The 22,495-nt window shown below is 66.1% G+C and carries 23 protein-coding genes and 1 pseudogene; 14 read left to right on the top strand and 10 right to left on the bottom strand.

Annotated elements, in window-relative coordinates:
* Positions 1-2 precede the first annotated feature (2 nt).
* The 6 genes from JS531_RS03615 (at position 3) to JS531_RS03590 (ending at position 6,329) form a co-directional block, all read left to right on the top strand.
* Positions 3-971 carry an ABC transporter permease gene (locus JS531_RS03615; RefSeq protein WP_214312765.1) on the top strand — a complete coding sequence of 323 codons (969 nt, stop codon included), beginning with the start codon at positions 3-5 and terminating at the stop codon, positions 969-971.
* Between the two features lie 95 nt (positions 972-1,066).
* Positions 1,067-1,891 (top strand): ABC transporter permease, encoded by an 825-nt coding sequence (locus tag JS531_RS03610; RefSeq protein WP_240542018.1) that lies wholly within the window; start codon positions 1,067-1,069, stop codon positions 1,889-1,891.
* Complete coding sequence (locus JS531_RS03605) at positions 1,892-2,683, top strand: ABC transporter ATP-binding protein (protein WP_214312763.1); 792 nt, start codon at positions 1,892-1,894, stop codon at positions 2,681-2,683.
* A gap of 76 nt (positions 2,684-2,759) precedes the next feature.
* A complete protein-coding gene (locus JS531_RS03600) occupies positions 2,760-3,566 on the top strand; it encodes a dipeptide/oligopeptide/nickel ABC transporter ATP-binding protein (protein WP_214312923.1) in 807 nt (268 codons plus the stop codon).
* Between the two features lie 461 nt (positions 3,567-4,027).
* A complete protein-coding gene (locus JS531_RS03595) occupies positions 4,028-5,050 on the top strand; it encodes a pyridoxal-phosphate dependent enzyme (RefSeq protein WP_214312761.1) in 1,023 nt (340 codons plus the stop codon).
* Between the two features lie 94 nt (positions 5,051-5,144).
* The gene (locus JS531_RS03590; RefSeq protein ID WP_214312759.1) at positions 5,145-6,329 is read left to right on the top strand and encodes a cystathionine gamma-synthase; all 1,185 of its coding nucleotides are present in this window, start codon (positions 5,145-5,147) and stop codon (positions 6,327-6,329) included.
* A gap of 60 nt (positions 6,330-6,389) precedes the next feature.
* Here the strand turns inward: JS531_RS03590 and JS531_RS03585 are convergent, their stop codons facing one another.
* A complete protein-coding gene (locus tag JS531_RS03585; protein WP_240542012.1) occupies positions 6,390-7,427 on the bottom strand; it encodes a serine hydrolase in 1,038 nt (345 codons plus the stop codon).
* A complete protein-coding gene (locus tag JS531_RS03580) occupies positions 7,424-8,554 on the bottom strand; it encodes a zinc-ribbon domain-containing protein (protein WP_214312757.1) in 1,131 nt (376 codons plus the stop codon). Before JS531_RS03580 ends, JS531_RS03585 begins: the two co-directional genes overlap by 4 nt.
* A gap of 88 nt (positions 8,555-8,642) precedes the next feature.
* Here JS531_RS03580 and JS531_RS03575 point away from each other — a divergent pair, with 88 nt between their 5' ends.
* The gene (locus JS531_RS03575; RefSeq protein ID WP_214312756.1) at positions 8,643-9,137 is read left to right on the top strand and encodes an S-ribosylhomocysteine lyase; all 495 of its coding nucleotides are present in this window, start codon (positions 8,643-8,645) and stop codon (positions 9,135-9,137) included.
* Between the two features lie 95 nt (positions 9,138-9,232).
* Here the strand turns inward: JS531_RS03575 and JS531_RS03570 are convergent, their stop codons facing one another.
* Positions 9,233-9,964 (bottom strand): FCD domain-containing protein, encoded by a 732-nt coding sequence (locus tag JS531_RS03570; protein WP_214312755.1) that lies wholly within the window; start codon positions 9,962-9,964, stop codon positions 9,233-9,235.
* A 180-nt stretch (positions 9,965-10,144) separates the two neighbouring features.
* Between JS531_RS03570 and JS531_RS03565 the strand changes: the two genes are divergently transcribed.
* The 3 genes and pseudogenes from JS531_RS03565 (at position 10,145) to JS531_RS03555 (ending at position 13,444) form a co-directional block, all read left to right on the top strand.
* Positions 10,145-11,569 (top strand): gluconate:H+ symporter, encoded by a 1,425-nt coding sequence (locus JS531_RS03565; protein WP_214312753.1) that lies wholly within the window; start codon positions 10,145-10,147, stop codon positions 11,567-11,569.
* A pseudogene (locus JS531_RS11290) lies at positions 11,503-12,057 on the top strand (gluconokinase); the annotation flags it as partial. The gene JS531_RS03565 and the pseudogene JS531_RS11290, both read left to right, overlap by 67 nt.
* A 109-nt stretch (positions 12,058-12,166) precedes the next feature.
* Positions 12,167-13,444 (top strand): tyrosine-type recombinase/integrase, encoded by a 1,278-nt coding sequence (locus JS531_RS03555; RefSeq protein ID WP_214312752.1) that lies wholly within the window; start codon positions 12,167-12,169, stop codon positions 13,442-13,444.
* Positions 13,445-13,697: 253 nt separating this feature from the next.
* On the opposite strand, the gene JS531_RS03550 is transcribed toward JS531_RS03555, so the two are convergent.
* From JS531_RS03550 to JS531_RS03525, 6 genes are all read right to left on the bottom strand, one after another.
* Entirely contained in the window at positions 13,698-15,017 is a 1,320-nt protein-coding gene (locus JS531_RS03550) for a hypothetical protein (RefSeq protein ID WP_214312750.1), read from the bottom strand.
* A 261-nt stretch (positions 15,018-15,278) separates the two neighbouring features.
* Positions 15,279-15,476, bottom strand: a complete 198-nt coding sequence (locus JS531_RS03545; protein WP_214312748.1) for a hypothetical protein — start codon at positions 15,474-15,476, stop codon at positions 15,279-15,281.
* Entirely contained in the window at positions 15,460-15,630 is a 171-nt protein-coding gene (locus JS531_RS03540) for a hypothetical protein (protein ID WP_163146924.1), read from the bottom strand. Before JS531_RS03540 ends, JS531_RS03545 begins: the two co-directional genes overlap by 17 nt.
* The gene (locus JS531_RS03535) at positions 15,620-15,943 is read right to left on the bottom strand and encodes a hypothetical protein (RefSeq protein ID WP_152358725.1); all 324 of its coding nucleotides are present in this window, start codon (positions 15,941-15,943) and stop codon (positions 15,620-15,622) included. Before JS531_RS03535 ends, JS531_RS03540 begins: the two co-directional genes overlap by 11 nt.
* A gap of 87 nt (positions 15,944-16,030) precedes the next feature.
* The gene (locus tag JS531_RS03530) at positions 16,031-16,399 is read right to left on the bottom strand and encodes a hypothetical protein (protein ID WP_163197355.1); all 369 of its coding nucleotides are present in this window, start codon (positions 16,397-16,399) and stop codon (positions 16,031-16,033) included.
* Positions 16,400-16,469: 70 nt separating this feature from the next.
* Positions 16,470-16,835, bottom strand: coding sequence for a hypothetical protein (locus JS531_RS03525; RefSeq protein WP_152358727.1), 366 nt, complete (start codon positions 16,833-16,835; stop codon positions 16,470-16,472).
* Positions 16,836-17,116: 281 nt separating this feature from the next.
* On the opposite strand from JS531_RS03525, the gene JS531_RS11245 reads away from it, so the two are divergent.
* The 3 genes from JS531_RS11245 to JS531_RS03510 all read left to right on the top strand — a co-directional run bounded on the left by JS531_RS11245 (position 17,117) and on the right by JS531_RS03510 (position 18,950).
* On the top strand, positions 17,117-17,242 hold the full coding sequence (locus tag JS531_RS11245) for a hypothetical protein (protein WP_276313131.1): 126 nt from the start codon (positions 17,117-17,119) through the stop codon (positions 17,240-17,242).
* A 124-nt stretch (positions 17,243-17,366) separates the two neighbouring features.
* Entirely contained in the window at positions 17,367-18,260 is an 894-nt protein-coding gene (gene gnd, locus JS531_RS03515) for a phosphogluconate dehydrogenase (NAD(+)-dependent, decarboxylating) (RefSeq protein WP_214312746.1), read from the top strand.
* A gap of 204 nt (positions 18,261-18,464) precedes the next feature.
* Positions 18,465-18,950, top strand: a complete 486-nt coding sequence (locus tag JS531_RS03510; protein ID WP_214312919.1) for an N-acetyltransferase — start codon at positions 18,465-18,467, stop codon at positions 18,948-18,950.
* A gap of 108 nt (positions 18,951-19,058) precedes the next feature.
* Here the strand turns inward: JS531_RS03510 and JS531_RS03505 are convergent, their stop codons facing one another.
* Positions 19,059-20,519, bottom strand: coding sequence for an amino acid permease (locus JS531_RS03505; RefSeq protein ID WP_214312738.1), 1,461 nt, complete (start codon positions 20,517-20,519; stop codon positions 19,059-19,061).
* A 311-nt stretch (positions 20,520-20,830) separates the two neighbouring features.
* Here JS531_RS03505 and alr point away from each other — a divergent pair, with 311 nt between their 5' ends.
* Positions 20,831-22,189, top strand: coding sequence for an alanine racemase (alr, locus tag JS531_RS03500; RefSeq protein WP_214312731.1), 1,359 nt, complete (start codon positions 20,831-20,833; stop codon positions 22,187-22,189).
* Positions 22,190-22,495: the final 306 nt, after the last annotated feature.

The raw sequence follows: 22,495 nt of genomic DNA, 5'->3' as shown, positions 1-22,495 counted from the left end.
TCATGCGATTCGTGGTGAAACGGCTGCTGCTGTTCGCGGCCGCACTGTTCGGCGTCTCGGTGCTCGTGTTCGCGGCGTTGCGCATTCTGCCAGGCGACGTGGCCGTCGTCATGGCCGGCACCAACGCCACCGCTTCGCGCGTGGCCGCGCTTCGCGCCGAATTCGGCCTCGACCGTCCGTACGTCGTCCAATACCTCGACTGGGCCGGCGGGCTCCTGCACGGCGACCTCGGCATGTCCGCGCTGACCGGACGTGCCGTCGCCGCGCAGGTGGGCGCGCGTGCGTCAATCACGTTCCCGCTGATCGTGATGAGCCTTGTCGTCGCGCTCGCGATCGGACTGCCGCTCGGATGCGCCGCGTCCATCGCACGCTCGCCGCGGCTGCGCGGCTTCTTCCACGTGCTCGCCATCGTGGGCGGCGCCGTGCCCGCGTTGTGGAGCGGCCTGCTGCTGCTCCTGCTGTTCGGACAGGGCGTGGGATTGCTGGGTCTGTTCCCCTCGCAAGGATTCCCGGCCGACGGATGGGCGGGGGCTCCCGGGCGTGCGTTCGCATCGCTGATCCTGCCGGCGCTCGCCACCGGATTCGTCGCCGCGGCCGGCATCATGCGCTACACGCACGCCGCGCTCGACGACGTCGCCGCCGACGGCGGTCCGGTCGACATGGCGATGGCCTGCGGCATGACCCGATGGCAGGCGATGCTGCGCGTGGGACTGCGCCTCGCCACCCCGCAGCTCGTGTCCGTCGTGGGATTGACGTTCGCGTCGATGATCACCGGCGTGATGGTCATCGAGAACCTGTTCGCGCTGCCGGGTCTCGGCGCGCTGCTCGTCGGCGACGTCGGCAACCGCGACTTGGTCGCCGTGCAGAGCGAACTGTTCCTGCTCGCCGCGTTCTTCCTCGTATTGGGTCTGATCGTCGACCTGGCCCACCGCGCGCTCGATCCGCGCCTTGCATACGGAGAGGAGGAATGATGGTTGATATGCACGATATGTCCGATACGCGTACGAACCCCGCCCCCGCCGGCACGGACCGGCGGCGCGGCCGCCCGGGAGTGGTCCTCGCCACCATGTGGTCGCACGGCACGGGACGCTACGCGCTCATCGTGCTGGGGTTGTGGCTGCTCGTCGCGCTCGTCTCCCTGCTCTGGACGCCGCGGCCATTGCTGGAGACCGACGGCTACCACGTGTGGGCCGCGCCGTCCGCCGGCCACTGGCTCGGCACCGACGGCACCGGCGCGGACGTGCTGAGCTGGCTCATGGCCGGCTCGCGCACCAACCTCGCGATCGCGTCACTCACGGTGGTGTGCTCGGGGGCCTTGGGACTGTTGTTCGTCGGGTTCATGGTCGCGCGCTCGAACGCCTTGGCGTCCGTGTCCGTTGCGGTCGTCGACGCGCTCATCTCCATCCCCACCGTGCTCATCGCGCTCCTGCTCGCCGTGCCGTTCGGTGCCTCGGCGGCGGTCGTCGTCGGTGCCTGCTCGATCGCCTACGGACTGAACCTCGCGCGTGTGGCCCGGCCCGCCGCGCTGCTCGCGGCGCGCTCGCAGTACGTCGAATCGGCGCGGGCCAACGGCGCCGGCGGGTTCGCGGTGCTCGTGCGTCACATCGTGCCGAACATCACACCGGTGCTCGCGGTGCAGCTGTCAATGTCCGCCGGCACATCGGTATTGGCCGAGGCTGGGCTCACGTACCTGGGCGTCGGGGTCGGCGCGGGCGTGCCCAGCTGGGGGCATTCGCTCGCGACCTCGGTCAAACTCATCAACGTGTTCCCGCTGACCGTGCTGTGGCCGGGCCTCGTCGTCACGCTCGTCGTCGTCGCGTTGAACCTGTTCGGCGACGCGTTGCGCGACGCGGCCGACCCGGTCGCTAATCCCGCGTTGAGGGAGGCATGAATGGCTGTTGAGATCACAGGATTGCGCGTCGCCGTCGGGGCGACGGAGGTCGTGCACGGCGTGGACCTGTCCATCGCGGACGGGGAACGTGTCGGCCTCATCGGATCGTCCGGATCCGGCAAGTCGATGATTGCGAAATCGCTGCTCGGACTGCTGCCGCACAACGCGACCCTGTCCGGACGGATCACGATGGGCGATGCGGTCGTGCTGGACGGCGACGGCTACGCCGACGAGCGGACGCTCGCCGACCTGCGCGGACGATACGTGGGCACCGTGTTCCAGAACCCGTCCGCGGCATTGAACCCGGTCCTGACCGTCGCGAAACAGATCGAATTGCCGTTGCGGATGCACTACGACCTGACGCCGGCGGAACGTGCCGACCGCGTCCGGGCGATGCTCGGCAAGGTCGGTCTGCCCGAAGACGTGCTGGGCAAGCGGCCGCACGAACTGTCCGGAGGACAACGCCAACGCGTCGGCATCGCGACGGCCCTCATCACCTCGCCGCGCCTCATCATCGCCGACGAACCCACCACCGCGCTCGACTCGATCACGCAACGCCAGATTGTCGACCTGCTCGTCTCGCTCGTCGACGGCGCGGGCGCCTCCATGCTGTTCATCACCCACGACTTCGCCGTGCTCGCGCGCGCCACCACGCGCTGCTATGTCCTCGACACGGGGACCGTCGTCGAAACCGGCACGACCGCCGACCTGCTCGCCGCGCCGAAGGCCGCGCCCACCCGCGACCTCGTCTCCGCCGCCCGCGCACTGACCTTGGAGGCGCATCATGACTGACGTTGCCGCTGTTTCCGAACCCACCGACATCCTGCTCTCCGCAAGACATATCAATGCCTCGTTCGCGGTCCGCGACATGCACGCAGGCTTGTCCAGGCTGTCCGGACTCTTCGCGCGCAAACGCCGCCGTCAGGTGCTGTTCGACGTGTCCGCCGAGGTGCGCGCGGGGGAGTGTCTCGCCGTGATCGGCGCGTCCGGTTCGGGCAAGACCACGCTGACCCGCATCATGCTGGGCCTTGACGCCGCCGATTCGGGGGAGATCGTCTACCGGGGGAGCGAGGTCGCACGCGGCACGGCCGGCATGCGGGCTCTACGCGCCGAATCGTCCATCGTCTTCCAGGACCCGTACGGCTCGCTCGACCCGCGCTGGACCGTCGAACGTTCGGTGTCCGAACCGTTGTGGCTGCGCCGCAAGGCCCTCGGCTTCGCGTTCGATGAGGTCGGCGCGAAGACCGCGCAGGCTTTGGCCCGCGTCGGCCTCGACCCGCGCGCGTTCCTCAATCGTTATCCGTGCGACCTGTCCGGAGGGCAGGTGCAGCGCGTCGCCATCGCCCGCGCCATCGTCAACGAGCCGAAGGTCATCCTCGCCGACGAGCCGATGAGCGCCATCGACGTGGCCGCCCGCGTACGCATCCTCGACACGCTCCAGTCGATCCTCTCCGGCTCGGGGATGGACGGTGCGGGGACGGACGGTGCGGGCGCGGACGGCGGACGTCCCGCCCTCATCATCGTCTCCCACGACCTCGGCGTCGTGCAGCATCTCGCCGACCGCATCCTCGTCCTCCACGAGGGCCGCGTGGTCGAGACGGACCCCACGGACCGGGTGCTCGGCAGCCCTGAATCCGACTACACCAGAAGCCTCATCGAGGCCGCCTCGCTGTAGCGGACATCGGACCGCGACACGCCGACGTCGTCGGCGGTGGTAGGGTATGAGGCATGCAGTTTATCTCGTGTTGTTGTCGCTAACCGACGCCCCCGGGCGAACGGTCAGTGACGCATAACTTGAGATAGAGCATTCGGACGCGGCCATCGGCCGCACATCCATGTCGAATTCACGCGCAGAGGTTTCGCGCAAGGCTATTGGTGCGTTGGGGGTACCGATATCCGGTCTTCGCACAAGGACATCGGACACCACGAACCAACCGGACGGACTTGAGGTCCACACCCGAGGTCAACCGAACAGCAGTCCGCAACGCATCCATCGCAACGCACCACACATCGTCACTTTCCCATTCGTCCGGGAACGCCGGTTCGCGACGGCACACGTCGCCCCACCCACAACCGAACCCCAGACCAAGCCGACCCGGCCCGACGGACCGGAACCACATCAGGAAAGAGACGATCATGACCATCGCGAACACCGTCGCCGAACTCATCGGCGGCACCCCCATCGTCAAGCTCAACCACATCCCGGCCGCCGAAGGCGTCAACGCCACCATCGCCGTCAAACTCGAATACATGAACCCGGGCGGCTCATCCAAGGACCGCATCGCCGCGCGCATCATCGACGCGGCCGAACGCTCCGGCGAACTCAAGCCCGGCGGCGTGATCGTCGAACCCACCTCCGGCAACACCGGCGTCGGACTCGCGATGGTCGCCCAGCAGCGCGGCTACCGCACGATCTTCACCCTGCCGGACAAGGTCTCCGAATCCAAGCGCGCCGTGCTGCGCGCATACGGCGCCGAAGTCGTCGTCACCCCCACCGACGCCGGCCCCGACGACCCGCGCTCCTACTACCAGGTCGCCGAACGCCTCGCCAAGGCCATCCCCGGCGGCTTCCGCCCCAACCAGTACGACAACCCGAACGGCCCCGCCAGCCACTACGCCACCACCGGCCCCGAGATCTGGGAGGCGACCGAAGGCAAGATCACGCACTTCGTGGCCGGCATCGGCACCGGCGGCACCATTTCCGGCACTGGCAAATACTTGAAGGAGGCCTCCGACGGCAGGGTCGTCGTGGTCGGTTCCGACCCGGAAGGCTCCATCTACTCCGCGCCGAGCCTCGCCGACGTCCACCAGTACGATATCGAGGGCGTGGGGGAGGACTTCTACCCGAAGGCGTACGACCGTTCCATCCCCGACGAGATCGTCAAGGCGAACGACGCCGAAGCGTTCGAGATGACCCGCCGCCTCGCCGCCGACGAAGCGCTCCTGGTCGGCGGATCCTCCGGCATGGCCGTCGTCAGCGCCATCAAATACGCGAAGGAGCACGACCTCGACGAGAACCAGCTCGTCGTCGTCCTCGCCCCCGACTCCGGCCGCAGCTACCTCGAAAAGATCTTCAACGACGACTGGATGCGCGCCAACGGCTACGCCGACGTCGTCGAACGCACCACGAAGCCGTCGCTCGCCGAACAGTACCTGTGACGTGGGCCGCACGGCATCCCCGATACTTCCGAAAACCCGATAAACCGATACCTCAATACACAACACCCAGTACACCGAAAGGAACGCACCCATCATGTCCGCCGAATACAACGCCAAGTTCACCGCCACCGACATCGCCACCCGCGCCATCCACGCCGGACAGGAGCCCGACCCCACCACCGGCGCCGTCGTCACGCCGATCTACGCCACCTCCACGTTCAAGCAGGACGGCGTGCTCGGCCTCAGGGGCGGACACGACTACTCGCGCTCCATCAACCCCACCCGCACCAGCTTCGACGAACAGCTCGCCGCCGTCGAAGGCGCCAAGTACGCGCTGTCCTTCTCCTCGGGCCTCGCCGCCATCGACGTGCTGCTGCGCTCCACCCTCAAGCCCGGCGACAACATCCTGCTCGGCAACGACGTGTACGGCGGCACCTACCGGCTGCTCTCCAAGGTGTTCGTGCCGTGGGGCGTCGGCCTCGACGTCGTCGACATCACCGACGCGAAGGCCGTCGAGGAGGCGCTCGCCGCCAAGTCGTACCGCTACATCTGGGTCGAGACCCCGTCGAACCCGCTGCTCAACATCACCGACATCGCTTTGACCGCCGAAATCGCGCACCGTCACGGCACCAAGGTCGTCGTCGACAACACGTTCGCCTCGCCCGCCCTCCAGCACCCGCTCGACGAGGGCGCCGACGCGGTCGTCTACTCTACCACCAAGTACATCGGCGGTCACTCCGACGTGGTCGGCGGCGCCGTGGTGTTGAATGACGAGGAGACGCGCGAGCAGGTCGCGTTCCTGCAGAACGCGGCCGGCGCCGTGCCCTCCCCGTTCGATTCCTGGCTCGACATCCGCGGTCTCAAGACCCTCGCCCTGCGCGTGCAGCGCCACTCCGAGAACGCGCTCAAGGTGGCGCAGTGGCTCGAATCCCAGCCGGCGGATGTGGTGGAGCGCGTCTGGTACCCGGGCCTCGAATCCCACCCGGGCCATGAGATCGCCGCACGTCAGATGCACGGCGGCTTCGGCGGCGTCGTCTCCGTGCAGCTCGCCGCCGGCGCCGAGGCGGCCAAGCGGCTCGTCGACCACACGGAGATCTTCACGCTGGCCGAATCGCTCGGCGGCGTCGAAAGCCTCATCGAGGTGCCTGCCGCCATGACCCACGCCTCCGTGGCCGGCACCACGCTGCAGGTGCCTGCGAACCTCATCCGCATCTCGGTCGGCATCGAGAACGCCGACGACCTCATCGCCGACCTCTCCCAGGCGCTCAAGGCCATCTGACCGGCCCACGGGCCTGCGACAGGATTGCGACGGGGATGCGGCGGGTGGTACAGGCCCGTCCTACCCTGCGAACGCCTGATACACGGCGGCCGAGAGCGACGCGATCCGTCCGGCCGCCGACTCGTCCACGTCGTTCGCCATCACGGCGAGCACGTACGGGTGCGGGGCGTAGACGATGGCGGCGTCGTTCTGCACTGCCGCGAGCTCACCGGTCTTGTTCGCCACCTGCACGCCGGCCGGCACGCCCGCCGGAATCTTGGTACGGCGGGTCTGGCCGAGCAGCAGGTCGGTCATCCGCTTGCTCGCGTCCTGGGAGACCAGTTCGCCGCGGTACGCCTTGGCGAGGAACAGGGCGCAGTCGCGCGCCGACGTCCAGTTCTCCACCGTGTTGCCCGAGGCGGCGCCGGTCAGGGCGCGCAGCTCCTTCGTGTCCGTGAACCCGTAGCGTGCGGCGGTGTCGGTCACGGTCGCGATCGCCTGCGACGTGCCGCCCGTGCCTCCGGTGCCGCTTGCGCCGCCGATGACGGCGAGCAGCCGGTTGGCCGCGTCGTTCGAGCTCACCGTGATCATCTGCGTGAGGTCCGCGTCGATGGTCGCGCTGTCGGCGATCGTGCCTTGATTGATGCCGTCGAACACGGCGAGCATGATGTACAGCTTGATGAGCGAGGCGGCGACCATCGGCTGGTCGGAGCCGGCCGCGCTTTCGAGGCCGCTCTCCAGGTCGACCACGTGGACCGACCATGAGCCGGGATACTGTCCGATGGCTGTTTCGGCCGCCTGCCTGGCCGCTTCGACGCGCATCCGGCCGTGGTTCGGCTCCGGGGGTTTGGCTCTTGCGACGTCTCCGCCCGTGTTCGCCGTCGTTGTGTCCTCCATGTCCTTCGATGCGGTGGACGCGGCCGATGTCCCGGATGCGGCGTCGTCCCGCGCCGAGGCGCCTCCCGTGATCCGTGGATAGGCGAGCGTGCCGAGGAACACCAGTGCGGCGGCGAGCACGACGGCGATGGCCGCGGCGAGGATGCGGCGGTTCCGCGCCCGTCGCCTTGCCTCGGCGCGTGACTGGGCGCGTGTCATGCGGGACTGCCGTCCGTCCGTCATTCGTCCGCCTTGGCGAGCTGCGAGTCGATGTCGGCGAGGACCTCGCCCATGATCTTCGCGGCCGTCTCCTTGCCCTGGTTCTGCGTGGCGAGCGCGACCGCCGCCTTGCCGTGCGGGGTGGTGACGACGGCGAAATAGTTCCACGTGTTCTTGATGCCTTGGCCGCGGTGGGCGTGGACGGTCATGTCGGTGGGGATGGCCACGCCTTCGGACGCGACGTCGACGTTCATGAGGTCCGATGCGCCGTCGGCGTCCACCGCCGCGAGCATGCGTACCGCGTCATAGGTGGAGCTGTAGTTCTCGTAGCCGGCGTCGCTGGCCGCCACGTCGCCGTAGTTCCGGCCGAGGGTCGTGTCGTCGTATCCGTGGGACGAGAGCCATTGGTTGACCGCGTCGAAGCCGCCGAGGTCGGCGATCGCCTGGTTCGCGTCGTCGTTGCTCATCGTCGACATCATGGACTGTGCTTCGGCGAAGGCGTCCCCGCCGTTCGAGCGGGCGGCGACGTACACCGGCAGGTACAGGCCTGCGGAGACGAACTTCGTGCGTGCCGCGGCCGTATTGGCGATGTCGTCCGCGGAATAGTCGGCGCCGGTCGTGGACGACGTGCCGTCGCCGAGGAACATCGCCGAGACCGAGACGTCGGTCGACGAGTATTTGCTGGTGATCGACGAGAGCGATTTCGCGTCCGGTTTGGCGGTCGCCTTGGACTTGGTGTTGGTCTTCGTCTTCTTCTTGGTCTTGGAACCGGTCGTGCCGTCGCCTGACGACGTGCCGGCGTCCGACGACGCCGATGATGTGGGCGGGGTGGCGCCGGTGAAGAAGTCGCGGCCGACGGTGAACGCGAACACGAGCGCCGCGACGAGGGCCACCGCCGCGACGATGGCCGTGATGACGATCCACATGCGTTTGGGTTTGGCGGCGGCCGGCGCCGGCATGGGGGAGGGAAGCGGCCCGGGGAGCGGGGCGTCGGGCATCGGGACGGGAGGTATGCCGTTGGGGAGGGTTCCGTCGGGGAGAGTCCCGTCGGGCTGCGTCCGGTCCGGATCCTCCGTGACCGGTGCACCGCATTCCGTGCAGAACCGGGTGCCCGGCTCCAGCTCGTGACCGCATTCCATGCAGAACCGCATGTCGATCCCCTTTCCTCGTCCCTTACCTCTGAGGACTACCGTCTATTATGGTATCCGTCATTCCGCATAACGCTAAGGGGGACAACAAATGGCCGAGGAAACCAAGGAGAAGCCCGTCGTCGAGAGCTTCCAGCTGGACCACACGAAGGTGAAGGCGCCGTACGTGCGCTATATCGACACGGAGAAGGGGCCGCACGGCGACGTCATCTCCAACTACGACCTGCGTCTCGTCCAGCCGAACGAGAACGCGATCCCGACGGCCGGCCTGCACACCATTGAGCACACGATCGCCGTGCTGCTGCGCGAGCGCATCAACGGCTACATCGACTGCTCGCCGTTCGGATGCCGCACCGGCTTCCACCTGCTCACCTGGGGCGAGCATCCCACCGAGGAGGTCGCCAAGGCCCTGAAGGAGTCTCTGGAGTTCATCGCCTACCAGGCCACGTGGGACGACGTGCCCGCCACCACGATCGAGAGCTGCGGCAACTACCGCGACCACAGCCTGTTCACGGCGAAGGAGTGGTGCAAGGACATCCTCGCCAAGGGCATCAGCTCCGATCCGTTCGTCCGCAAGGTCGTCTGAGCCGTTTCCTGTGATATGCGATGTGCAGGGCCGTCCCCGTGGGGACGGCCCTGCTGTGTTCCGCCGCGATGCGGCGGCGGTTTCCGCTGATGCGTTTAGCCGCGTGCGATGCGCGTGATCGCGTCGTCCGCCTCGCCGACGATGCGGCGCATGGCGGCTTCGGCGCCGTCGCCGTCGCCCTTGCGGACGAGCGCCGCGACCTCGCTGTGGAGGTCGAGCGCCTCCTGGTTCGCGGTCTTCGGCATGAGTTCGTGCTGTGTGCGTCCTTCGAGTGTGGCGACGACGTCGGCCAGGTCAGCGATCATGAGGTTGCCGCTCGCCTCCACCAGCGTGCGGTGGAAGAGGCTGTCCGCCTCCAGGTATTCCGGTTCGTCGGCGTGGTTCGAGTGGGAGACCATGCCGATGGCGGCTTCGGTGAGCGCCGCCCACTGTTCGCTGGTGGCGTGCGCGGCGGCGAGGCGTGCGGCCAGCGGTTCGATGGCGGACCGCAGTTGGGACAGCTCGTGCAGGGCTTCGAGGCGGTAGCGTCCGGACAGTCGCCAGCGCACCACCTGCGGGTCGAACATGTTCCATTCCCGAATCGGATTGACGGTGGCGCCGGCCTTGCGCCGGACGGTGACGAGTCCCATCGATTCGAGCACGCGCGTCGCCTCGCGCGTGACGGTGCGCGAGGGGTTCTCGCCGTCCAGTTCCGGCTCGGGGAGGCGTTCGCCGGGGGCGATGACGCCATCGACGATGGCCGTGCCCCATTCGTCCAGCAGCCGGTCGTGCAGGGATCGTTCGTCCGCTCCCGCCGTGCCCGTGCCGTCGGTCCCCTTATCCTTCATCTCCGTATTCATAGGATAAGTATCGCACGATACGTGTTTATGGCATACATATTCGACACGCCGGCAATGAATCGTATTGCGTATTCCAAATCGAGACGTTATATTTTATTGCAACATACAAAACAGATTGGTTGACAAGGTTTCGTCATCCAATACCACGACTCAAAGAAGAGATGGATTATGAATACCATGATTCTTGCCGCGGCCGATACGGCGGTCAAGCTCAACGGCACCCAGCTCGGCATCAGCGTGGTCGCCAGCATCGTCGTCCTGATCCTGCTGGTCACCGTCGCCAAGCTGCACCCGTTCGTCTCCCTGCTCCTCTCCGCGCTCGTCGTCGGCATCGGCTCCGGCTACGGCCCGGTCGCCACCGTGGAAAGCTTCTCCACCACCTTCGGCTCCACGATGGCCTCCGTCGGCATCCTCGTCGGCCTCGGCGCCATGCTCGGCCGCGTGCTCATGGACACCGGTGCCGCGGACAGCATCGTCGACACGCTCCTTGCCAAGACCTCCACGCGCATGATCCCGTGGACCATGGCCCTGATCGGCGCGCTCATCGGCCTGCCGATGTTCTTCGAGGTCGGCCTCGTCGTGCTCGTCCCCGTCATCATCCTCATCACCCGCCGCTCCAAGCTGCCGCTCATGCGCGTCGCCATCCCCACGCTGGCGGGGCTTTCGGTGATGCACGCCTGCATGCCGCCGCAGCCCGGCCCTCTCGCCGCCCTGAGCTGCTTCAAGAACGGCTCCGTCGGCATCACCATGATGTTCGGCCTGCCCATCGCCGTGATCACCGCCGCGCTCGTCGGCCCGCTCTTCTCCAAGTTCGCCGCCCAGTGGGTGCCCGTCGGAGCCCCCGAGAACTTCGAGACCGGCAAGGGCAGCGTCGACGCCGACGGCGACCCCGTGACCGCCAAGCCCCCGTTCGCCCTGTCCGTGCTGTGCATCCTCATGCCCGCCATCCTTATGCTCGGCAACGCCATCTTCGAGATCGCCGCCCCCGACCAGGCCGGCTCCGACGCCGTCTACGCGCAGGTCCTCGCCTTCTTCGGCAAGCCCGCCATCGCGCTCGCCGTCGCCGTCATCTTCGCGATGCTCGTGCTCGGCCACGCCACCCATATGTCCTGGAAGGCCGTCAACGACTCCCTCAAGGCCGCGTTGCCCCCGATCGCCGGCATCCTCCTCATCGTCGGCGCCGGCGGCGGCTACAAGGGCGTCCTCGTCGACACCGGCATCGGCGACGTCATCGGCAGGTTCGTCGAAAGCTCCTCCATCTCCATCTTCCTGCTCGCCTGGGTCATCGCCGCGTTCGTCCGCGTCGCCACCGGCTCCGCCACCGTCGCCATCATCACCACCGCCGGCATCCTGGGGCCCGTCGTCGACCAGATGGGCGTGGCCGCCCCCGCCATCGCGCTGCTCGTCATCGCCATCGGCGCCGGCTCCGTGTTCCTCTCCCACGTCAACGACGCCGGCTTCTGGCTCATCAAGGAATACTTCGGCCTCGAGGTCGGCGAGACGTTCAAGACGTGGACCGTGCTCGAATGCCTGCTGTCCGTCGTCGTGCTCGCCCTCGTCATGATCTGCAGCATCTTCGTGCCGCTCGTCTGACCCTCCGAAGCGCGAACCCGCCGATCGTCCATCATCCGCATCCCAACGAAGGAACAACCAACATGACCACCGCACCCATCATCGTCGAGAACACCGTCCCGAACGGCTACTTCGACCGCACCAAGCCGATCATCGTCCTCATGGGCGTGTGCGGCTGCGGCAAAAGCACCGTCGCCACCCACCTCACCGACCACTACGGCATGAAGTACGCCGAGGCCGACGACTTCCACCCGCAGGCCAACATCGACAAGATGTCCGCCGGCATCCCCCTCACGGACGAGGACCGCTGGCCGTGGCTCGACACCCTCGCCGCATGGATCGACGACCGCATCGCCGCCGGCGAACCCGCCGTCGTCACCTGCTCGGCGCTCAAGAAGGCCTACCGCGACAAGCTGCGCCGCCCGGGCGTCGTGTTCGTCTACATGAAGGGCACGTTCGACGAGGTGCTGGCGCGCCTGTCCACCCGCGAGAACCACTTCATGAAGCCGAGCATGCTCCACAACACAACACGAAACCCCGGAATCGCAAGGTTCCGGGGTTTCTTTTTTGCCGTTCATAGGGTCGTTGGTAGGGTCGTTTTCTGCTACGATTTGAGGCATGGCAAAGCAACGTGGCATGAAGGGTCTGGGCACCGTCTACCAGACGAAGAACAACGGCAAGGACGTGTGGTGCGCGGCGATGACGCTGACGGTGGACGGGAAGCAGAGGAAGATCCGCGGGTATGGGGACACGCCCGTGAAGGCCATGGAGCGGAGGGCCGAGAATCTGTCCCGGCTGGTCAGCCGGGGATTGGAGCGGCCGCAGACCCCGACGATGGACGAGTTCACGGCGCGGTACCTCGGCCACTATTCGGAGGCGGAGATCCGGGAGCATTCGAAGCGCAAGAAGAAGGAGACGTTCAATCACTGGATCCTGCCAGCGATGGGCAAGAAGCGTGTCGGCGACGTCACCGACACGGACGCGGTGCGGGTCATCGAGGCTTGCCCGTATCCGAGCGTGAGGGTCGCGATACACAAGGAGCTGACGGCGATCTTCACCTACGCCATCGATACGAAGGTGCTGGGGCACAGCCCGATGGCGTTGGTCAAGAAGCCCAAGTACGTTCCGGAGCGCAGGGAGCTGGTGGAGAGGACTGCGGACGCGCATCTGGAGCTGGTCGGCGGTCTGCTGGACTGGCTGGAAAGGCCGGAGTGCCCGTACCACGACGACTACCCGCGCGTGCTGATGATGATGCTGGGTCTGCGCAGCGCCGAGCTGCTGGGATTGGAATGGTCGTGCTTCACGAACCTGCGGGCGAGGAAAGGCCAGCCGGCCACCGTGGAGATCCGTCAGGTGCTGGAGCGTCACGACCCGAAGACAAGCGGGCTGAGCGGCTGGTACCTGAGGCCGGGCGCGAAGAGCGACGCCGGTCATCGGACGATACCCCTGCCCGAACGGTGGCGGAAGGCACTGCTGGGCCTCCAGCTGGATCAGGAGATGCACCGCAACGGTCATCGGCACGGCGAGTACGTCTGGGAGAGGGATTGCGTGTGGCTGGACGCGAAGGGTCATGTGCTGCGTCCGTCGAAGCACCGCCAGCTTTGGTACGAGCTGCTGGAGGCGTACATCAACCAACTGCCCCATCGGATGAACAACGACAAGCCCGTGCTCCGGTTCAGCAGCGAGGAGGAGCGCAAGGCTTGGCGGAAGAGCTGGAACCCGCACACGTCCCGAAACCTGTGCGCCACGGCGATGGCCCAGAGCGGCGTCCCCATCGAGACCGCCCAGAAGATCCTCGGCCACTCCTCGAACGTGATGACGGCGTACTACACCGTCCAGACCCTCGGGATGAAGAGCGAGGCCGTTGAGAGTCTGGCCGGGGCCTTTTCGGTCTGATCCCGTCGTGGTACGAGCGCGGTACGCGACGCAACCCCGCACCGCGCCGCTCCGTCACGTCGGCACGTCGGGGCACCGGGCCGGGGGCAACGCGCGTCCGGCACGTTCCCGAGCGCTACGCCTTGCAAGCGGCGGCTCCGCGTCGGGGCGCCGGACGGCGCGTCACACCACCGGCCTGTCACATCCCGGCACCGAGGCACCGGGCGGCGGGCACTTTCGCACGGCGTACCGCTACGGCCCGTACCACGGGGTTTCAGAAGTCCTTCAGATCCTCCATCAGGGAGTTCTCCCATTCCCCGTCCTGCTCCATCGTTTCCTGACGCCCGTCAAGGGCTTCCTGACGTTCGATGATGTGGTGGCGTATCATCTCATCGGTCATGCCGACTTCCTCCATCATGCCGATGATGCTTTCCGTCTCGGGCAATCCATCCCACCACGTCGGCCCATCGATCTTTTCAAAGCGCACGGTGTCCAGATCGTCGTCCAGCGTGACGCGAACTGTGGTGATGCGCCCCAGTACCGATGCCGAGCGGTTTTTCAGATCCGACTCGTCGTAGCAATCGCGTATCCCGACGTTCGACGTGAACACGATGCGGTCGAAGAAGGCGAAACCGTTCGCGTACCTCGCCGTGAGCTGGGTTTGCGGCTCCCCCTCCCAGAACTCGAGGAGCTGGGACATGCCGGGTTTTTTGTCGCGGTTGAATTCGTTCCAGATCAGCGTGCGCTGCTGGTCGTACATATCCCATGGATGCCATGTCCCATCCGGCCCGCGATTCGGCACGATGTAGAACGGCAGCTTGCGACGCTTGGCGTATGCCTTCGCGTAGAGGCTTTTGCCCACGCGCCCGTCTCCGATGAGATACAGCATCTGCACGTCCCGGTAGCTGTTGGAGCGCTCGTATTGCCCGGCGGCGTATGCGTCTTTCAGCTCCTTTGCGTAGGGGGCGAGATCCACATTCTGGGCGATCAGCGTCAAGGGGTTCGTGCCGTCGAATGCGGTTTGCCGGGCGGCCTGCCTGTCGGTCAGATCCGTGCGCTTGCCTTGGCCGTCGAATGAGAATCCCTCGCTTTGCCAAGGACCTGCGATACGGGTGTCGAGTTTCGAGCAGTACCGGGCGACGGCCTCCTTCCCGCGTTGCACGTTGTCGATATGGGCCTGCGTGGGAAACAGCTTCGCGAAAGACCCCATGCGCATCTGAGGCGTATAGAAGCAAAAATGATAGTGCTGAAGCCCCTGGTACAACCCATCGGTTCCGTACAGCCATTGGACGGGGTTCCCTTCCGGATCCACGGTTCCCTCCGGCGCTTTCGGACGGTTCCCCTCGTTCTCTTCGAAGCGCTTGCCGGTGCCCTCCTCCATCTGGCCTATGTATGACCATCCGGGGCGTTTCGCGACGTCGGTCAGTATCGTCGGGTCACGATTCACGTACTTCGCGGGGATGGTGACCATCCAGCATCTCGAACGGGGATGCGCGACAATGTTGTTCAGCTTGCGCACCTTTTCCTTGTCCGGGTAGCGGATCTTGCGGACGAACGAGATAGTCTTCCCGGTGTCGGTGGATATGTCCGTCATGTCGTTTTCCTTCCCGCCCCGTGGAGTTGCCTCTTCACGGGGCGTTTTTGTCACAGAAGTGGATTTGTCACAGAGGTGGAACTGTTTTGTCACAGAAGTTGGAATGGCCCGCGAGGCCAATGTTTCCAACGGTTTTGAGGTTTTGTCACAGAAGTTCCCCTATAGTACTGGCGCTCGGCCGCATTCGCGGCCTCCCGTCTGCGCCCCCTTCGGGGGCTTGACCCCCGCGCGAGCGCGGGGGCCAGCCGGGGAACTTCTTCGCTACCGCCCCTTCCGGTAGGACGCACGCCACGAGAGCGCGTCCGCGAGCCGATACCAATACCGGCCCGAGGCTCGTTTCACCGACTCGCGGAAGACCCCGCGCGAGGTCAGGTAGGCCACGGTCGAGTCGGAGCATTCCCCCAACGCGGCCATGTCGGATTGTGAGATGTATGGTTCCCCGTCAATCAGTCGCATCATCGTTCTCACCTCCCCTCATTGCTCGTTCCCGTTCGCGATCATGGTTCCAAGCTTCGGTCAGTTCGCGGGCGAAGATACCCACAAAAAGGGCGACGGCCACGCTCCATACCGGCGCGCTCGTGGACGTGGCCCATTCCAGCAGTTCATGCATCATCGGGCCGTCTTCCCGTCTTGCGCAGCCCGCGCCTCGGCGCGTTCCCGTTTCCATCGCTGGTAGCCGTCCTGAGAGACCTCGATACGGCCCGCACGCGCGGATCCATCTCCTCCTCCGTCCAGTCCTCCAGCTTGTCGGAGTTCGTCACGTCCAGCGGTTTCTGCTGGGCCTGCAACCGGGCCAGTTCCCGGCGTATCGCTAGATCCACCATCTTCGAGATGGTCATGCCCGGCGTCGCCGCCGCCCACATCCGCAAAGCCGAATACACCCCCGGCTCCAGCCAAGCCTTCACGGCCCGCTTCCTTCCGCTCATAGCGGAGTCTCCTTCCGTCCATCCAAAGCATCAGCCAAACCGTCAGGCCCAGCTGAAACGTCACATCCAATGCGAGGAACGCGAGTATCATCGGGAAGCCTCCCATCGCATCTCGCGGATTTCCTCGCGTTTCTCCTGCCGCCATTCACGCTCGATCTGCTCGGCGAGTGAATCGCGGGTTTCGCCATCGGTCAGCATCTGCTCCTGCATGCGGCGGATCTCGGTCATGCCACGGCGCATCAGACCGACGTTGAAGGCGATCGCCACGGGGTCGAAAAGCACGCCATCGGCAATGCAGGCATCGAGGGGGCGAAGCCCAGCAGGCCCCCACAAACCTTCCACGGCAACGGGCTTGTTGCCGAAATAGGCCCACAGCCGGGTGTACTCGGGCAGATCCATGCCCGTGCCTTGCAGGGCCTCAGCCAGAGGCACGACGCCATCGGGAATAGCCATCATCAGCTCCTTCCAACGGGGAGGGGGCCAGCCGACCACCAATCAAGACCGCCCCCCCTCAAATCGGATTCCGTCACTTGCCGGGGTTCGCATCCACAGGAGCGAGATCCTCGACGATCACCGACCACGCGAGCCGATTCGAGCGATTGACGTAGGGCGTGAGAATGACACGCCCCGTGGGCTTGAGTTCGACCAACTGCGGCCAATCCCTCACGCTGAAGGACTTGACGGACACGTTCTGAACGACGGCCCACGAGCCATCCTTCTGAAGCGCCTTCACGGCGAGGTTGCCGAGCTGATGAACCTCCTTGCCCTCGTACAGCTTGGGCTTGTCGCCATCCATCTGGACGGGCGCATCAGCGCAGGACGCAAGGGCGATGAAACGGAGAGCAGTAGCGACCTCGGTAGCGGAGGAGGTCAGGCGAGAGAAGCTTGCCATGGTAGACACCTTTCTGTTCTGTGTACGCCTACGGGCGTTTCCCGTATGGCACTTGGGGAATATCGGAGAGAGGCGTATTCCGAAAACCCCGGTACAACGAGGAAAACGCCAAAATTCGCCCTTCGACGGACGGATTTCGGAAATGTGAGATACATCACACAAATTCAAAAACGACGGCCTCGCGGGCCAACGCTACGCGCAAAATCAGACGTTCATAGGGTCGTTTTGTATTCTGATACGCCGAAAAGCCGCGTCATTGCAACAAATCATCAGAACCCGGCATGCTCCAGAGCCAGTTCGACATCCTCGAGGAGCCGGGCGCCGACGAGACGCACGTCGACGTGCACATCGGCCTGGGCACCCCCGACCAGGAGGCCGCGGCCGTCGCCGGCGCGCTCAACCTCTGACGCACCGCGACAACAAGCCGCAACAAACAACCGTCGAACGGGTGCGACGCCGTACCGTTGCGGACAGTCGCAACCGCACGCATCCAACACAACAGCACATCACAGCGAAAAGAAGGTACCCGAAATGCAGATGGGAATGATCGGACTCGGCCGCATGGGCGGCAACATGGTCAAGCGGCTGAGGGAGGACGGCCACGAGATCGTCGGCTTCGACATGGATCCGGACTCCGGACGCGACGTCGACTCGCTTGAGGCGCTCGTCGCCGCGCTCGACGCCCCTCGCGTCGTCTGGGTCATGGTCCCCGCCGGCGCCCCCACCGAAACCACGATCGCGAAGCTCGGCGAACTGCTCGAGGCCGGCGACATCGTCGTCGACGGCGGCAACTCCAAGTACACCGAGGATCGCGACCACGCCGCCGCCCTCGCCGAACACGGCATCGGCTTCCTCGACTGCGGCGTCTCCGGCGGCGTGTGGGGCGCCGAACGTGGCTATGCGCTCATGATCGGCGGCGACGACAAGGACTACGAGACCGTGCTGCCCATCTTCGAAAGCCTCAAGCCGGAAGGCGAATACGGGCTCGTGCACGCCGGACCCGTCGGCGGCGGCCATTTCGCCAAGATGGTGCACAACGGCATCGAATACGGCATGATGCAGGCGTTCGGCGAAGGCTTCGCCACGATGATGCGCAGCGAATACGTGACCGACCCCGCCAAGACCATGGTCTCCTGGAGGTCCGGCTCCGTCGTGGCCAGCTGGCTGCTCGACCTGTTCGAGAACGCCACCAAGGACGACCCCGAACTCAAGGGCGTGCCCGCCGTCGCCAACGAATCCGGCGAGGCCAAGTGGATGATCGAGGCGGCGCTCGAACTCGGCGTGCCCACGCCCACCACGGCCGCCGCCCTGTGGCAGCGCCAGGATTCGCGCGGCGCCGCCGACGACATCCTGCGCGTCGTCACCGCCCTGAGGGCCCAGTTCGGCGGACACGTCACCAAGGTCGACGAGATCGCCACCCACTGACGATTGCCGTCCCGCCATCGGTTTCGGCCCTCCCGCCGCACGGACGGGAGGGCCGAAACACGTTCCCGGCCGGATCGCGAGGCCACGCCCCGGCGTTTGTGGGGCGGACGTGGTAGCGTAGCCGGTCAGTCACAACAATTCCCGCCTACCGTGAGGTGAACCGTGGTCTCCAATACGTCCTCCCGGCATTTCCGCCATGCCACCATGCGCGACTTCCCCCAGATGCTCAAGATCTACGCTCATGCGCGGGAGCTCATGGCCCGCAACGGCAACCCCACCCAGTGGGGCACCACGTTCCCCCGCGAGGAGGTCGTCAGGGACGACATCGCCAACCACCGCACCATGCTGCTCGTCGACACGCTCAACGGACACGAGCGCATCCTCGCCCAATTCGCCGTATGCCCGGGGGAGGACCCCACCTACCGGCACATCGAGGGCGCCTGGCTGGACGGCGACTCCTACGTGACCATCCACCGCATCGCCTCGTCCGGACTGGTCAGGCACGCGGCCCGCGAATGCATCATGTGGGCGCTCAAGCACCACGGCAACGTGCGCGCCGACACCCACCCCAACAACAAGGCCATGCAGCACGTGCTCGAGACGGCCGGCTTCGCGCGCTGCGGGCTCATCCAGCTCATCGACCGGCCCACGGACACCACGCGCATCGCCTACCAGCGGCATGAGTGGTAAGAGGCATGGACTGACAGCGTTATTCCGATGCCCTGAATCTACGACGAAGCCCCCTCGGTCCCTTGCAAGGAATCGAGGGGGCTTCGTCGTATCGGGCGGACGTGGCGGCTATTCGGCCTTCGTCGCGGCGACCTGCGGGGTGCCGGCGTCGTCCACGCCCTCGAGCTTGGAGTGCCTGCGGCTGTAGCCGAAGTAGACGGCCAGGCCGATGGCCAGCCAGATCGCGAAGCGCACCCAGGTCTCCCAGTTGAGGCCGGCGATGAACACCAGGCAGAAGATGATGGACAGGACGGGCACCACCGGCACGCCCGGAGCCTTGAACCCGCGATGTGCGTCCGGGGCCGTCTTCCTCATCCACAGCACGCCGGCGGAGACGATGATGAACGCGGACAGCGTGCCGATGTTCACCAGCTCGAACAGGATGTTGATGTTGATGAAGCCGCCGGCGATCGCGGTGAGGATGCCGAAGAACCAGGTGCCCTTGAACGGCGTGCGGTGCTTCGGGTGCACCTCGCTGAAGAACTTCGGGAACAGGCCGTCGCGGCCCATCGCGTAGCAGATGCGGGACTGCCCGTACAGCTGGACGAGCATCACCGTGGTCATGCCGACCAGCGCGCCGATGTTGACGACCACGGCGAGCCAGTTCATGCCGGTGTACAGGATCACGCCGGCCACCGGGGCGTCGATGAACTGCGCGAACTCCTGATAGGGCACGATGCCGGTCATCACCAGCGTCATGATGATGTAGATCACCGTGGAGACGGCCAGCGAGAGGAGGATGCCGCGCGGCAGCGTCTTGTTCGGCTCGACGGTCTCCTCGGCGGAGGAGGAGACCGCGTCGAAGCCGATGAAGCTGAAGAACACGATGGACGCGGCCGGCAGGATGCCGTACGGCTGGGTGGAGCCGGGCTGGAACGTGTAGATGCCGTACGGGGAGAACGGCTGCCAGTTGGACGGCTTGACGTACCAGATGGCGCAGATGATGAACAGCGCGATGATGGCGAGCTTGATCATCACCATGATGTCGTTGGTCTTCTTCGTCTGGTTGATGCCGATGGACAGCACCCAGGTGATGATCAGCACGACGATGAAGCCGGGCAGGTTGAAGTAGGTGGTGACCCCGGGCGTGGTGCCGTACGCGGCGGTCAATTCGACCGGCAGGCTCAGGCCGAAGTCCTCGAGCAGCTTGTTGAAGTAGCCGGCCCACCCGGCGGACACGGTGGCCGCCTGCAATGCGTACTCGAGGATCAGATTCCAGCCGATGACGAACGCGATGAGCTCGCCGAACGCCAGATACGCGTATGAGTAGGCGGAACCGGACACGGGCGCCATCGAAGCGAACTCGGCGTAGCACAGGCCGGCGAAACCGCAGCAGATCGCGGCGAGCAGGAACGACACGGACAGGGCCGGGCCCGCGGTCAGGGCACCCTTGCCGGTCAGCACGAAGATACCGGTGCCGATGATCGCGCCGATGCCGAGCATCGTCAGGTCGAAGGTGCGCATCGTGCGCTTGAGCGGGGTGGAATCGGCGACAAGCTGATCCACCGTTTTCTTACGGAACAGATTCATGGTCTTCTCTCATGAATTAGTGGAATGGGCTTGACCGGACGGAATTCCGGGACCCCGACACGCCTCAACGCCGGGAGTCTGAACAATACGGTTGATTGTTGCCTCCGCAGGTTACGAGCGGGAGAACGGCAAGCGAACCGTGTAAGGGGAGAGTATACGTGCGGTGCGGGAGAAACGGGGGCGCGCGTCTCACGATGCGTCTTCTCCCATGGAACACGACGTCGGTGGACGATGGCGCCGCCGTCCGCCGGACGGCCGCAATGTGGGCCCGGTTACCGTCTCGTCACCAAGCCGAGCAAGAATAGGGCCTCATGACTATGAACGCAGCCCCCGGCATCGATTTCTCCGGGGAACAAGGCAAAGCCAACTATGCGGCCGCGCGCCGCCGCTACCCGGCGCAGGCCATCGTGGACCTCAAGGCCATGCGGGACAACATGGCGCATCTGGTGCATGTGGTGGGCGGACCGGACTCCGGCACCGCCGTGATGGGCGTCGTCAAGGCCGACGCCTACGGCCACGGCCTGCTGCCCTCCGCGCTCGCCGCGCTCGCCGGCGGCGCCACTTGGCTCGGCACCGCGCAGTCGCATGAGGCGCTGCTGTTGAGGAAGCTCGGCATCGGCCCCGACCGCTGCCACATCCTCACCTGGGTCTACAACGGCGCGGAAGTGCCGTTCGACGAGCTCATCGCCAACGACATCGACGTGTCCGTCGGCTCCCTGCCCGGCATCGACGCCGTCGCCGCGGCGGCCCGCAGGCTCGGCAGGACCGCCCGCGTGCACGTGAAGGTCGATTCCGGTTTCGGCCGCAACGGCTTCACCCCGGAAGGGTTCGACGCGGCGCTCGCCAAGCTCGTGCCCCTCGCCAAGGAGGGCGTGCTGCACATCGTGGGCCAATGGAGCCACCTCGCCGTGGCGGACAGTCCGGACGTGCCCGAGTTCGTCGCCTCCACCGACCGTCAGATCGAGAACTTCAAGGACTTCACGCGCCGCATGGAGGCCGCCGGCATCCCTCCGGAGATCCGTCACCTCGCCAACACGGCCGCCACGCTGTCCCGCCCGGAGATCCACTTCGAGCTCACGCGCCCGGGCATCGGCCTGTACGGCTATGAGCCGGATCCGGCGATGGGCACGCCCTCCCGCTATGAGCTGAAGCCGGCGATGCGCCTGCAGGCGCAGCTCGGCACCGTCAAGGACGTGGAGGCCGGCCACGGCATCTCCTACGGCCGCACGTATCTGACGCCCGACGACACCTCCACCGCGATCGTGCCGCTCGGCTACGCGGACGGCATCCACCGCTCCGCCTCCGGCTTCGACATGCAGGGCGCCAAGCACGTGGAGAAGCCGGGCGGGCCGGTGCGCGTGATGACCACCGAAGGACCGAAGCTGTACCGCGTGTCCGGCCGCGTGTGCATGGACCAGTTCATCCTCGACCTGCACGGTTCCGCCGCCGCGCTGGGCGTCCACGAGGGCGACACCGTGGAGCTGTTCGGTCCGGGCCGCGGCGAGGAGTTCGCCGAGCCGACCGCCGACGACTGGGCCCGCGCCGCGGACACCATCAGCTACGAGATCTTCACCTGCCTGAGGAACCGCATCCCGCGCCTGTACGAGCACGCCGCCGAGGTGCTGCCGCCCGCGGACCTCGCCAAGCTGGACGCGTCCACGCTGCTGTGACGTCGCCTCCGCCGCTCGCGCCGCATCGGGGCCTTCCGGTTCGCCGGAAGGCCCCTTCTCGTATCCGATGAACGTCGCCGGACAAAGCGGTCCGCGCCGTACCGAAGGCCGGACATGGCCGCCACGCCGGATACCGATCCGGATGATGTGGCGTATCTCATAGTTCCCCTCATACGTGGGGACGTGGCAGGCCCCCTATCTATACTGTGGATGGGGGATGATGGAGGGGGCATTGTGGTGCCCGAAAGGGGCTTTGGGGGGCTGTAATCCGCAGTTTTCAATGGATACGATACGTGCGTACGGAAG

It is taken from the genome of Bifidobacterium sp. CP2, assembly GCF_018555635.1.
In the GTDB taxonomy this organism is placed as follows: Bacteria; Actinomycetota; Actinomycetes; order Actinomycetales; family Bifidobacteriaceae; genus Bifidobacterium; species Bifidobacterium saguinibicoloris.
This window is presented reverse-complemented; position numbering and strand designations above follow the sequence as displayed.